Genomic DNA, 12606 nt, shown 5'->3' with positions numbered 1-12606 from the left:
TCTCTCAGGACAGCTGTGGCAGGTGGGCGGCAAGGCCGCCGGTCCACCAGGTCGCACCGGCCGGGTCGACGGTCAGGGCTTGGTACCCGGTCCGCTCGGCGAGGCCGCGCAGCCACTCGCGCGCGGTGGCCGCGCCGCGCGGTCCGTCGGCCAGCGCCAGGGCGGCCGTCGCGTAGCCGTCGGCGCGGGCCAGGTCGGGGCCGGTGACGGTGACCTGGGCCAGCGCGGTGGCGCGTCGGCCGCTGGACGGGTTGAAGACGTGCGCGCCGCGCTCGGCGGTGCCGGAGGTGGCCACCGCGCCGTCGGCGACCGTCAGGACCGTCAGTACGGTGCGCGGCCGGTGCGGATCGGTCAGCGCCACCCGCCAGGGAGTGCCGTCCCGGCCGCCGCGCAGGCGTACGTCGCCGCCGGCGTTGAGCGCGTGGCGGGTCAGCCCGTGCGCGGTCAGCAGGGCGCCGGCGCGCTCGGTGGCCCAGCCCTTCACGGCGCCGCAGGGGTCGAAACCGGGCGGGTCGCCGACCGCCCAGGCGTCGAACGCGCCGTCGCTGGCCTGCTTCAACTCCTCGCACAGGGAGAGCACTTCGTGGATCTCGCTGCCCGGCTCGATCGCGCTCGGCGCCAGCCTGCCGTCGCGGATCCGGCTGATCGGGCTGTCGGCGCGAAACGGCGAGAAGACCGCGTCGACGTGCCGCAGCCACCCGAACGCCGCCTCGCCCGCCGCGTCGAAGTCGGCGGCCGGCACGTCGTCGGGGGCGGCCAGCGAGACGACGGTGCCCATGATCGTCGCGGTCGCGGTGCGCATCCGGTGCTACTTCCCGGCCGCGTCGAGGGCGGCCTGCAGCGACTGCGCGTAGCCCTCGGAGGTGTACGTCGCGCCCGACACCACGTCGATGTCCGCGCTCTGCGCCGCCAGCGCCTCGGACTTCAGCACGGGCAGGGCGTAGGAGTCGATCTGCGAGCTGTGGCCGCCGTAGGTCTGCTGGAGCACCACGATGTCGGTCAGCTTCCCGCCGGACTTGACGGCCTGCACCTGCACCGGGCCGTAGCGGGTGTCGACGACGCTGCCCGTGAAGGTGCCGCTGCCGCTCCCCGCCGCCGGTGCGGGCGCCGCCGTCGACGTGCTGGACGGCGGGGCGGCGGACGGCGCGGCAGCCGGACGCGGCGCGTCGGCCAGCGCCGACCGGGGCGCGCCGGCGGACTGCGCCTTCACCCCGAGCAGCAGGGCGACGCCGGCGCCGGTGGAGAGCAGGGCCAGGCTGGTCCTGCGCGCGGGGCTGGTCTTGCGCATGGCTCCGGACCTCCTAGAACTCGAACGATTCGGTGTGGATCCGCCCCTGGGGGACCCCGGCGTACCGCAGGTGCTCGGTCGCGGTCGCGGTCATCCCGGCCGGCCCGCACAGGAAAACCTCGCGCTCGGACAGGTCGGGGACCATCCGGCGCAGCTGCACGGCGGACAGCGGGTCGCCACCGGCGGTGCGCGGCCCCACCAACGGGTAGAGGCCGAAACCGCGCCGGCGGGCGATCGCCTGCAGTTCGCGGTGCAGCACCAGGTCCTCGGCGCTGGAGGCACGGTAGAGCAGGATCACGTCCGAGCCGCGCCCCGGCAGCGTCTCGAACAGGGCCCGGATCGGGGTGATGCCCGCGCCACCGGCGATCAGCAGCACCCGCCGCCGCCCGCTGGTGCGCCGCGCCGTGAAGGCGCCGTACGGACCCTCGAACCAGACCCGGGTGCCGGGCCGCAGCCGGGCCAGCGCCGCACTGGAGGCGCCGAGGTCCTTCACCGTGATGCGCAGCGTGTCCGCGCCGGGCGCGGCGGAGAGCGAGTAGGGGTGGGACTGCCACCACAGGCCCGGGGCCAGGAACCGCCAGCGGGCGAACTGCCCGCCCTCGGCGCGCAGCAGGTCCAGGTCGCGGCCGGTCAGGTGGATCGACACCACGCCCGGCCCCTCCCCGACCACCCGTGCCACCCGCAGCCGGTGGCGCAGCGAGCGCCGCAACGGCAGTCCGATCCGGAAGATCACGACGGCCACACCCACCACCAGGTGCGCGCCCGACCAGAGCAGCCGGTTGCGCGCGGAGGTGGAGAAGTCCGCGCCGACCGCGAACTCGTGGGCGAAGGCGAGGCCGATCGCGACGTAGACCAGCAGGTGCACGTGGTACCAGGTCTCGTATCCGAGCCGGCGCCGCACCGCCCGGGCCGAGACGAGGCCGACCAGCACCAGCAGGGCCAGCGCGATGGCCGAGAGCAGCACGTCGGGGTAGTCGAGGACGACGGTGACGCCCTCGGAGACCGGGTTCGTCCCCGACTGCCAGGCGTAGCCCAGGATGACCAGCGCCGCGTGCGCCACCGCGAGCGCCACGGTGTACTCGCCCAACGCCCGGTGGTAGCGGGCGACGACGTCCGAGCCCACCCGGTTCTCCAGCCACGGCACCCGCGCCATCAGCGCGACCAGCACCAGCAGCAGGTAGGCGGCGAGCAGCCCGGCGATCCGTCCGCCGGCGGTCAGCCAGTCCGCGGTGCTGTGCAGCGAGCCGGGAATGGTGTTCTGCCACCACAGCGCGAGCACCGCGGGCACCCCGGACCAGATCACCACCAGCAGCGCCCGCGCCCACGGGACCCCGGCTCCGGGTACCCCCGGCAGTCCGGGCGGCCGCTCGGCCGGCTTGCCGCGATGCCGGGCCGAACGCGGGCTTGGCGCGCTCACGGTCGACATGAGTGGCTCCCGTCCTGGTGCGATTACTGACGGGATCACAGTGCCGCGCGCGGCATAACAGGGCCGTAACAGCAGGCTGGTGTGACGCGCTTCTCATCTCTCTTATGATCATGGGCGAAACCGAACCCGTGATCGGGCCCGTCCCCGTACGTGAGCACGCACCGGCCGAGCGGGGCCCGCGCGGTTGATGACCCGGATATGAGAGCACGCATGCAGCTGACAGGCACCCCCTTCCTCCTCCTCGCGATCCTGCTCTTCGTGGGCTCGATCGGGCTGGTCGTGGTGCAGTGGAGCAAGGCCGGCGCCGAGCGCGGACGGGGCCGGGCCTCGGGGCAGCCGCAGCCGCAGGGGCGGGCGGCAGGGCGCAGGCGCGAGCGGGAGACCGGTGGCCGCGGGCCGCTGCGGGCCGCCGGCTTCCTGGCCTCGGTCCTGCTCTGCCAGGCCACCGCCGTGACGCTGGTCTTCGTCCTGGTCAACAACGCCAACCAGCTCTACGACACCTGGGGCGACCTGCTGGGCACCGCCAACCACGTCCGGACGGTGGCCGCCCCGCCGCCGGACCACGGCCTGGTCGCCGACACCAAGCGGGCCAAGGTGCTCCAGACCTTCAAGCCGGTGGACGACAGCGCGGTGCCGGGCGACGTGCGGACCACCGACCTCAAGGGCCAACTCTCCGGTGTCGACGGTGAGGTGGTGGTGTGGACGCCGCCGCAGTACGACGACCCGGCGTACAAGGACAAGACGTTCCCGGTGGTGGAGCTGCTGGCCGGCTTCCCCGGCTCCTCCAGCGCCTGGTTCGGCTCCATGAACGTCACCAAGCAGCTCGCGCCGCTGATGACCTCCGGTCAGGTGACGCCCTTCATCCTGGTCTCGCCGCGGGTCACCCTGCTCGGCGGCGACACCGACACCGGCTGCGCGGACGTCCCGGGCAAGATCAACGCGGAGACCTGGTTCTCGCGCGACGTCCCGCAGATGATGCTGGACAACTTCCGCGTCGACGCCTCCGCCGCCCGCTGGGCCGTGGCCGGCTACTCGGCCGGCGCACACTGCGCCACCCGGCTCGCCCTGGAGCACCCCGACCGCTACCGCGCCGCGGTCAGCATGTCGGGCTACAACGACCCGATGTCCGAGCCCAAGTCACTGACCGCCAAGGACCCGCACCTGCGGGAGATCTCCAACCCGCTGTACATCCTCACCCACGCCCAGACCCCGCCGAACGTCGCGATCTACGAAACCGGCCGCAAGGGCGACGGCCTGGAGGACGCCCTCGCCCTCCAGCAGGCGGCGAAGGCCCCCACCACCGTGACCTCGGTGGAGAACCCCGGCGCCCACCTGATCAGCACCTGGAAGCCGATGGTGCCCGCCGTCTTCAAGTGGCTCAGCACCATCATCCCGGCCGGGAACTGACACTGACGCAACGTCAGCCCGGACCCCACTGCTCCGGGTGCACATCGCGGCACTAGCATGTGCGACGGACAGACCGGCGGTTGGTTCGGGGTGCACGGCGGGGGAGCGGCAGTGGCGGAGCAGCAGGTGGCGGGGACGGGCAGGCGGCCGGACGGCACCGAGGTGCGGGAGGCGGTCCAGCGGGTGTTCCGCGAGGGCCTGCGCACCGGGCGCTCCGCCTTCCTCCCGGAGCTCGCGGTGTGGACCGCCGAGACCGCCGCCGACCTGCGGGCCCGCTTCGTCGACCGGCCCGACGAGTCCGCGGACACCTTCCTGGTGAAGCTGCGCCGCCAGCTCGACGGTGCGCCGGCCGAGACCATGGTGCTGGCCGCCGAGCTGCTGTACGTGAACCTCGCGCCGCTGGTGCCCGAGCAGATCGGGATACCGAAGAAGCGCGAGATCCTCTCCGACATCCTGAGCTGGGCCGGGCGCGACTACCGCCTCCCCGAGGCTGAGGCCGGGCAGGTGCCGCTGACCGGGTTCCTGCATGGCGGCCAGGGCTTCCTCAACTACCGCTGGGCGCAGTTCCAGTTGCTCGTCCTGGTGACCGAACGGTTGGCCGGGCTGCCGCAGGCGCAGCGTGAGGCCGAACTGGCCGACCCGTGGCGGTTCCGCCAGGAGTGCTTCGCGATCCAGGAGCGGATCGGCCACCGCAAAGGCCGCGCCCAGATCCACGTCCTGCAGCACCTGCTGTTCCCCGACACCTTCCTGCCGATCGCCAGCGCCGCCCACAAGCAGCGGATCCGGGACGCCTTCCAGGACCGCCTTTCGGCCCCCGGCGAGAACCAGGACCGCGATCTGCTGGCGCTCACCCAGGTGTTGGCCGAGGAGTCCGGCGGCCGGGTCGACTTCTACGCGTCGCCGTGGGTCGAACAGTGGCGGCCCACCGCCCAGGAGGCCACTCAGCGCGGCTGGCTGGTGCGCGGCCACGACGTCAACGGACGGAACGTCATCCCGGCCTGGCTGGAGGGCGGTTACTGCTCGGTCTCGTTCCCCGAGGTGACCGGGCTGACCGCCGTCAGGCCCAGGAAGAGCGTGATCAAGGCTGTCGTTGAGGCCTACCCCGACCTCGGGGCCGGTGCCCGCGGCCAGATCATCTCCCAACTGCACACCTTCCTCACCGTCATGGAGCCCGGTGACGTGGTGGTCACCGTCACGCCCGAGAGCGTCCACGTCGGCACGGTGCAGAGCGCGGCGTACGACGAGCCCGCCGACGGCCCGGACACCGCGCGGCGCAGGCGGGTGCAGTGGGCGACCGCGCAGCGCCCGCTGCTCCGCTCCCAGCTTGCCGAGCAGGTGCAGAGCCGGCTGACCCGGCCCGCGACGGTCTACGACATCAGCGCGGTGGCCGCCGAGATCGCGGCGACGGCAGGTCTGGACGAGGTCGTCCAGGACGTCCTGCTGGAGGCCGATCTGACCCGGCCGCTGGAGTTCGCGCCGGTCACCGGGGAACTGGCCGAAGAGCTGCTGATGCCGCTGGACTGGCTGCGCGAGACGGCCCGCCAGCTCGAACTGGACCGGCAGATCATCCTCTACGGGCCGCCCGGGACCGGCAAGACCTTCCTGGCGCGGCGACTGGCCCAGCACCTGGCCGGGGCCGAACGCACCCGCCTGGTGCAGTTCCACCCGTCGTACACCTACGAGGACTTCTTCGAGGGCTTCCGGCCGGTCCGCGGCGAGTGCGGCACGGTGGCGTTCGACATCGTCCCCGGTCCGTTCAAGCTCCTCGCCGAGCAGGCCCGCCTGGACCCCGGCAACCCCTATGTGCTGATCATCGACGAGATCAACCGCGCCCATCTGGCCAAGGTCTTCGGCGAGTTGTACTTCCTGCTGGAGTACCGCGACGAGCCGATCACCACCCAGTACAGCCCCGAGACGCCGTTCGACCTGCCCCGCAACCTCTTCGTCATCGGCACGATGAACACCGCCGACCGCTCGATCGCGCTGATCGACGCGGCCATGCGCCGGCGCTTCGCCTTCCGCCGGCTGGCCCCCGACCGCGCGCCCGTGGCCGGTCTGCTGGACCGCTGGCTGGATCGCCAGGGGCTGGGCCACGAGCCTGCAAGGATCTTGGACGCCCTCAACCGGCGGCTGGCCGATCCCGAACGGGCCATCGGCCCCTCCTACCTGATGACCCGCCGGATCGCCGACCCGCTCGGCCTGGATCTGGTCTGGCGCAGCCAGATCCTGCCGCTCCTGGAGGACCAGCTCTACGGCAGTGGCATCGACGTCGAGCAGGAGTACGGGCTCGCCGCCCTGCGCGCCGAGGCACAGCAGGCGCCCGCGCACCCCGACGACGTCGCCGGGTAACCCGGTGCCTGCCGTGACCCCCGTGCTCCCGGTGCCCCGGTTCGAGCTGACCGAGACCGGGCCCGGCATTGTCCGCCGGCTCACCGGCGGACAGCTGGCCATGCTGATGGCGGTGCCCGAGCTGGTCGGGCTCGCCCCGGCCGCGGGCGGCCAGTGGCGGATCCGGGGCAACCAGAAGGTCGGCCTGGTCCGCCTCGGCCGCGGCGCGGACGCCCTGGAGGTGTTGATCCGGCCCAAGCTGGCGATCTCCCACCTGCTCTTCCTGATCGGCTACGCGCCGCACGACCCCTGGCACCGGGACACCGTCGAACTCGGCACCGCCGAGGATCTGTTGCCCGCGGTCGCCGAGCTGTTCGCCCGCACCGTGCGGCGCACCCTGGAGACCGGCGTCCTCTACGGCTACCGCACCGTCGAGGAGGACCTGACGGTGGTGCGCGGGCGGATCCGTACCACCGACCAGCTGCGTCGCACCGGCCTGCCGCTCCCGGTGGCCGTCCGCTACGACGACCACTCGCCGGACATCCCAGAGAACCGGATCCTGCTCGGCGCCCTGCACCACCTGGAGCTGCTGCCCGGCATCGCGCCCGCCACCCGTACGCTGCTGCGTCACCTGGCCGGACGCCTGGCCGGCGTCCGCCCGCCCATTCCGGGCGAGCCGCTGCCGGTCTGGGCCCCGAACCGCCTCAACGCCCGCTACCGGTCGGCGCTGCGGCTGGCCGAACTCGTGCTCGCCGGCCGGGCCGTCCAGCCCGAAGGGCCGGCGGCGCTCCAGGGGGACGGTTTCCTGCTCGACATGCCGCGGGTGTTCGAGAACTTCCTCGCCTCGGCGCTGGGCGACGCCCTGCGCGGCCACGGGGTGCGGTGTGCGGCCCAGGAGACCCGCCACCGCCTCGACCAGGCAGGCCGGGTCAGGCTCCGCCCGGACCTGGTGCTCTACCGGGCAGGACAGCCGGCCGGTGTCGTCGATGCCAAGTACAAGGCACTGAACGCAAGCGTCCCGCCCACCGAGCATCTTTACCAACTTCTCAGCTACTGCACCGCGTTGGGCCTGCCCGCCGGACACCTGGTCTACGCGGGCGGCAGCGCCGCGCCGAGTGCGGCCGCGCACACGGTCCGCGGCTCCGGCGCCGTCATCCACGCCCACACCCTGGACCTCGGCCAGCCGCCCGCAGACCTGCTGGCCGCGGTCACCGGCCTGGCGCGGGTGCTCGCGCCGGCCGGTGACCCGGACTCCGCTGCTACTGCAGGGTGACCACCTGGTGCATGCCGAGGGCCGCGTGCGAGACGCCGAGGGTCTCGTCGGGGACCTGGCAGAGCACGGCGTAGGTGCCCGGCAGCAGGCCGTGCGCCTGGATGGCGGCGCCGTGGTCGGGGGAGATGCCGCCGAAGCCGGTGGCCGGGCCGGTGAAGGGGGAGGCCGGCGTGCCGCCGGCCGCGAGCGCGCCGTAGTAGGCGTCCAGCTGGGCGTCGGTGGTGCCCGGGGCGACCGGGCGCAGCTGCATCTCGTGGATCTCAGTGGACGTGTTGTGGACCAGGTAGGCCAGGTGGGCGTGGTCCAGCGCCGCCGTCTCGAAGCGCGGGCCGGCGAACGTGTCGTGCTGGAGCACCATGCCGTCGGGGAAGCGGGCCTGGTTGGCGCTCTGGCCGTTGGTGCCCACCAGGTCCAGACGCTTCGTCACCGGGTGGGCCGGGTCGGCCCGCAGTGCGGTGAGGTCCACCAGGTAGACCGCGCCGGGCGAGACCTCCTCGGTGAACTGCTCGTGCACCTGCGGGGTGACCAGCGCGCCGCCGAGCGCGTCGGCTTCGGTGCGGAAGGCCTTGATCCCGGCGGCCGCGGTGGGTCCGTCCGTGCTGAGCGAGGCGGCCAGGTCCTTCAGCGCCTGGTCGGAGGTGACGCCGTCGTGCGGGCGCAGCAGCTGGAGCTGGCGGCCGGCCGCGTCGTCCGTCGCGACCCGGAAGCTGACCAGCCCGCCCGTGTGGGTGCCGTCCGGCACCTGGATGCCGCCGGCGCCGAGGCTCACCTCGATCGGGTGGTCCTCGGGCGAGGTGGCGCCCGCCGGGCCGACCCCGCCGAGGACCGCGGCGAAGGTGAGGGTGGTGACGGCGGCCGCGCGCGCCGCCCGGATGCAGAGGTGTTGCGACATGAACATCCTTTCGAGGGGAGATCCCTGATCGGTCCCCAGCGGGACGGGCGACCGTGCAGGTTGCGGACAAATGCACACCGATCGGGCTAGGGTGCGTCAGCGGAACCAGCGGAACCAGCGGAAGGCGGGGGAGATGCGGGCGATCCGGGCGATCGGGCACGCGCTGGCCGTCACCGGATCGATGACCTGGCAGATCACCTGGGCGCTGATCCTGGGGTTCCTGCTCTCCGCCGTCGTGCAGGCGGTGGTGCGCAGGGCCACCGTCGACCGGCTGCTGGGTGACGACCGTCCGCGCACCCTGGCGGTCGCCGCCGGCCTCGGCGCCGCCTCCTCGTCCTGCAGTTATGCGGCGGTGGCGCTGGCCCGCTCGCTGGTCCGCAGGGGGGCCGACTTCACGGCCGCGATGGCCTTCGAGATCGCCTCCACCAACCTGGTGATCGAACTCGGTTTGCTCCTGGCGCTGTTGATGGGCCGACAGTTCACGGCAGCCGAGTTCGCCGGCGGACCGGTGATGATCGTCGTGCTCGCGGCGCTGCTACGCCTGCTGCTGCGCCCAGCCCTGCTGCGGGTCATGGGCGGCTCGCCGGCTACGTGATCGGCTTGCCGAGGGTGGTGAAGGTGCCCTGCAGCGAGGCGGCGGCGAAGACGGTGATCGTGCCGGTGACGCTCGCGGGCGCGGCCGCCGACGCGGAGCCGCTAATGGCGGAGGTCGAGGAGGAGCCGGAGGAGCAGCCGCTGACGGCCAGGACGGCGGCGGCGCAGGCGCCGACCAGCGCCGGCGGCAGACGGCGGCGGACGGGACGGGACGGCACAGGAGTCTCCCGGGGCGGCGGGGTGTTGGGGCGGGGCGGTGAGGATCCCGGCCCGAGCCTAAGGCCGCAGATACGAGGAGAGTCGGTACATTTCGATGGCATTCGCCCGATTGCCCGAGCCGATTGCCCGAGCCGATTGCCCGACCGATGGCCCGACCGGCCGCCTGTGGTGACCGCGGGCCGGAATCCCCTTGGCCGCACCTGCGGCGCCTCCTAGGGTGGGCGTCATGCATGATGAACCCGCACGCGTGGCAGGACTGTTGGGAGCCCAGGCGAAGGCCGAGGAGCTGTTCGCCGAGGTGGAGAAGCGCGGCCTGATCGCCGCCGGCCAGAGCGAACGCGCCGTCAGCGACCGGATCCGCGACCTCGCGAACGAGATGTTCGACATCAAGCGCTACTGGCACAAGCGGATCGTCCGCACCGGCGCGAACACCCTGCACCCCTACCGGGAGAACCCGCCGGACCTGGTGATCGCCGAGGACGACATCGTCTTCGTGGACTTCGGCCCGATCTTCGAGGAGTGGGAGGCCGACTTCGGGCGGACCTTCGTGCTCGGCGACGACCCGGTCAAGCAGCGCCTGCGGGACGACCTGCCGGTCATCTTCGCGGCCGGCCGGCGTTACTTCGAGACCCACCAGGACGTCACCGGCGCGCAGTTGCACGCCGAGATGGCCAGGCTGGCGGCGCAGGCGGGCTGGGGGCTCGGCGGCTGGCACGCCGGGCACCTGGTGGGGGAGTTCCCGCACGAGGAGATCGCGGGCGACGACCTCGAGTCGCATGTCACGCCCGGCAGCGACCACCCGATGCGGCGCACCGACCGGATCGGCCAGCAGTGCCACTGGATCCTGGAGGTCCATCTGCTGGACCCGGACGGCGCCTTCGGCGGGTTCTACGAGGAGTTGCTCGACCTCTGAACTGCTCGACCTCTGAGCGGCTCGCCGGGTCGCCGGGGTGCGGCGCGCGGCCGCCGCACCCGGTGACGGTGCCTCAGCCGGTGCTGCTCGGTGAGCCGTTCTCGGCGTGGCCGGTGAAGCGGCGCAGGAACGCCGGATCGGTGTCGAGGGTCGCCGACAGGTCGAACCAGCCGTCGAAGGCCAGCAGGTTCCAGCTGTCGGTGACCGACCCGCCGGCCGGGATCGAGTAGGTCCACGGGCCGTCGCCCCGGTAGTGGTTGGCGGTCCAGGTCACCGTGACCGGCGCGGCCGAGGCGTTGGTCATCACCAGTTGCAGCCGGGGGGTCGCGGTGTACGAGGCGGTGATCTCCACGCCCGCGCCGGCGCCGGCGGCGTCGCCCGCGAACTGCCACAGGAACCGGTTGGGTCCGTGCACCGCGATGTCGTACCTGCCGCCGCCGTAGGCCTGGATGTGCCAGACGTCGCTGACGCTCCCGCCGGCCGGCACGTCGTAGCGCCACGGCCCGTCGCTCTGCCCGTCGGCCCGGTAGGCCGCCAGCTGCACGTCGGCGGTGCCCTGGTTGGCGAAGGTCGTGGTGAGGGTCTGCCGGTCGGCGCTGAGCGCGACGGCGGCCAGCGGCTGGTACGGCAGCGCCCGGGCCGGGCGGGTGCCGGGCAGCTGCGCGGGGACGGCGGTGGGCCCGGTGGCCGGCGGCGCGGCGGCGGGCAGCCCCTGCTCGGGGTCGCCGGGGTCGCCGGGGGCGATCGCGCGGGTGGGCATCGCCGGCAGGGTGGTCGGCGGCGTGGCGTCGGCGGCGGTGAAGTCGAAGCAGCTGGTGAGGTCGCCGCAGATCGAGCGGCGCCAGGGTGAGATGTTGGGGAACGGGGTGTCCGGGTGCTTCCAGGTCTCGATGAAGCGGATCACCGAGGTGTGGTCGAAGACCTGGGAGTTGACCCAACCGCCCTTGCTCCAGGGTGAGATGACGGTCATCGGGACGCGGGCGCCGAGCCCGATCGGCAGGCCGGCGACGTACTCGTCGGTGGCGCCGGCCGGCGGCATCGGCGGCGGGACGTGGTCGAACATGCCGTCGTTCTCGTCGTAGTTGATCAGCAGGACGGTGGAGGACCACAACTCCTGGTTGCTCCACAGCGCCTTCAGCACCTCCTGGGTGTAGACCGCGCCGTTGAGCGGCCGGGAGGAGGGGTGCTCGCAGTAGCCGGTCGGCGCGACGACCCAGGACACCTCGGGCAGCGTGCCCTGCGCACAGTCGGCTATGAACGAGGACAGCACATGGGCGGGGTCCTTGCCGAGGCCCGAGTCCGGCTGCCACGGCGTCACGGACGCCTTCTGCGCCAACGCGGCGTTGGCCGGGTCGTGGTAGGCGTGGAAGAGCCAGAGCGGGTTGTCGCCGTAGTCGCCGACCCACGGGTGGGCGCTGTCGTCGCCGACCTCGTTGTTGGCGTAGACCTTCCAGCTGACCTGTTGCTGCTCCAGGAACTCCGGGTAGGTCTGCCAGGAGTAGACCGGCTGGTAGTCCGCCGGGTTCTCGTTGCCCGGGCCGCCGGCCCGCCCGGCCGCGTCGATGGTCCCGGAGAACAGGTAGACCCGGTTGGGCGTGGTCGGGCCCTGCACCGAGCAGTGGTAGTGGTCGCAGAGGGTGAACGCGTCGGCCAGCGCGCGGTGGAAGGGGATGTCCTGCTCGGTGAGGTAGCCCATGGTCATCTCGCCCTTGGCGGCGATCCACCGGTCGCACCGGCCGGCGTCGATGGCCTGGTGCTGGTCCGACCAGTCGTGCGGCAGGTACTCGTCGTCCTGCCCGTCGACCTGGGTGGTGTTGATCCGGAACGGCAGCAGATGGCCCTCGGCGCGTGCGGCGGAGGGCTGGTGGAAGACGTCCTGGCCATTGGGCATGGTCACCGCCGTGCGGTCGCCGAAGCCCCGGACGCCGCTCATCGTGCCGTAGTAGTGGTCGAAGGAGCGGTTCTCCTGCATCAGCACCACGACGTGCTTGACGTCGGCCAGCGACCCGGGGGTGGCCGGTGCGGCGAGTGCCTGCACCAGGCCGGGCGGCAGGACGGACAGGGCTCCGGCTGCGGCGGCGCCGCCGAGGAACCGACGACGGGTGAACGGGGAGCGCGACTCGGTCATCCGACCGACCTCCATCTGGACGTGTCTCTCGCCTCTGCGACCGCCCCCACCACGACTGCCGGTCGGCCTGAACGGCATGACTGTTGCGCGATCTGACATCTGGAGTCAATAGATGATTAAAACTCCGTTGTATCGAGC

Annotated in this window: 10 protein-coding genes and 1 pseudogene; 5 read left to right on the top strand and 6 right to left on the bottom strand. The window is 72.7% G+C overall.

The features are described 5' to 3' along the window. Window positions 1-4: 4 nt before the first annotated feature. From BS80_RS08910 to BS80_RS08900, 3 genes are read right to left on the bottom strand one after another with little or no spacing between them, the layout of a single operon-like run. A complete protein-coding gene (locus BS80_RS08910) occupies window positions 5-802 on the bottom strand; it encodes an FAD:protein FMN transferase (protein ID WP_035795260.1) in 798 nt (265 codons plus the stop codon). Window positions 803-808: 6 nt separating this feature from the next. After that, complete coding sequence (locus BS80_RS08905; protein ID WP_035795258.1) at window positions 809-1288, bottom strand: FMN-binding protein; 480 nt, start codon at window positions 1286-1288, stop codon at window positions 809-811. Window positions 1289-1301: 13 nt separating this feature from the next. Further along, complete coding sequence (locus BS80_RS08900) at window positions 1302-2714, bottom strand: ferredoxin reductase family protein (RefSeq protein WP_035795255.1); 1413 nt, start codon at window positions 2712-2714, stop codon at window positions 1302-1304. Window positions 2715-2924: 210 nt separating this feature from the next. On the opposite strand from BS80_RS08900, the gene BS80_RS08895 reads away from it, so the two are divergent. The 3 genes from BS80_RS08895 (at window position 2925) to BS80_RS08885 (ending at window position 7722) form a co-directional block, all read left to right on the top strand. Further along, complete coding sequence (locus BS80_RS08895) at window positions 2925-4121, top strand: alpha/beta hydrolase (protein ID WP_035795252.1); 1197 nt, start codon at window positions 2925-2927, stop codon at window positions 4119-4121. A 111-nt stretch (window positions 4122-4232) separates the two neighbouring features. Next, on the top strand, window positions 4233-6470 hold the full coding sequence (locus BS80_RS08890) for an McrB family protein (RefSeq protein WP_232246417.1): 2238 nt from the start codon (window positions 4233-4235) through the stop codon (window positions 6468-6470). 13 nt (window positions 6471-6483) lie between these two features. Next, window positions 6484-7722, top strand: a complete 1239-nt coding sequence (locus BS80_RS08885; protein WP_035795249.1) for an McrC family protein — start codon at window positions 6484-6486, stop codon at window positions 7720-7722. Here the strand turns inward: BS80_RS08885 and BS80_RS08880 are convergent. Continuing rightward, a complete protein-coding gene (locus BS80_RS08880) occupies window positions 7709-8614 on the bottom strand; it encodes a hypothetical protein (RefSeq protein ID WP_035795246.1) in 906 nt (301 codons plus the stop codon). The genes BS80_RS08885 and BS80_RS08880 overlap by 14 nt on opposite strands. Before the next feature lie 142 nt (window positions 8615-8756). On the opposite strand from BS80_RS08880, the pseudogene BS80_RS08875 reads away from it, so the two are divergent. Further along, a pseudogene (locus BS80_RS08875) lies at window positions 8757-9182 on the top strand (permease); the annotation flags it as partial. A gap of 19 nt (window positions 9183-9201) precedes the next feature. Here the strand turns inward: BS80_RS08875 and BS80_RS39160 are convergent. Next, entirely contained in the window at window positions 9202-9426 is a 225-nt protein-coding gene (locus BS80_RS39160; protein WP_083974438.1) for a hypothetical protein, read from the bottom strand. A gap of 227 nt (window positions 9427-9653) precedes the next feature. Here BS80_RS39160 and BS80_RS08870 point away from each other — a divergent pair, with 227 nt between their 5' ends. Then, window positions 9654-10340, top strand: a complete 687-nt coding sequence (locus tag BS80_RS08870) for a M24 family metallopeptidase (protein WP_035797030.1) — start codon at window positions 9654-9656, stop codon at window positions 10338-10340. 73 nt (window positions 10341-10413) lie between these two features. Here the strand turns inward: BS80_RS08870 and BS80_RS08865 are convergent, their stop codons facing one another. Next, window positions 10414-12468, bottom strand: a complete 2055-nt coding sequence (locus BS80_RS08865) for a phosphocholine-specific phospholipase C (RefSeq protein ID WP_035795243.1) — start codon at window positions 12466-12468, stop codon at window positions 10414-10416. Between the last annotated feature and the right edge of the window lie 138 nt (window positions 12469-12606).

It is taken from the genome of Kitasatospora mediocidica KCTC 9733 (assembly GCF_000744225.1).
Lineage (GTDB): Bacteria > Actinomycetota > Actinomycetes > Streptomycetales > Streptomycetaceae > Kitasatospora > Kitasatospora mediocidica.
The sequence above is the reverse complement of the archived record's forward strand: the minus strand, read 5'-3'. Positions and strand labels throughout refer to the sequence as shown.

What these genes read in the sequence shown, in the direction of transcription:
- BS80_RS08910 (WP_035795260.1), bottom strand. Translation starts at nt 802, where the DNA reads ATGCGCACCGCGACCGCGACGATCATGGGCACCGTCGTCTCGCTGGCC.
- BS80_RS08905 (WP_035795258.1), bottom strand. Translation starts at nt 1,288, where the DNA reads ATGCGCAAGACCAGCCCCGCGCGCAGGACCAGCCTGGCCCTGCTCTCC.
- BS80_RS08900 (WP_035795255.1), bottom strand. Translation starts at nt 2,714, where the DNA reads ATGTCGACCGTGAGCGCGCCAAGCCCGCGTTCGGCCCGGCATCGCGGC.
- BS80_RS08895 (WP_035795252.1), top strand. Translation starts at nt 2,925, where the DNA reads ATGCAGCTGACAGGCACCCCCTTCCTCCTCCTCGCGATCCTGCTCTTC.
- BS80_RS08880 (WP_035795246.1), bottom strand. Translation starts at nt 8,614, where the DNA reads ATGTCGCAACACCTCTGCATCCGGGCGGCGCGCGCGGCCGCCGTCACC.
- BS80_RS08870 (WP_035797030.1), top strand. Translation starts at nt 9,654, where the DNA reads ATGCATGATGAACCCGCACGCGTGGCAGGACTGTTGGGAGCCCAGGCG.
- BS80_RS08865 (WP_035795243.1), bottom strand. Translation starts at nt 12,468, where the DNA reads ATGACCGAGTCGCGCTCCCCGTTCACCCGTCGTCGGTTCCTCGGCGGC.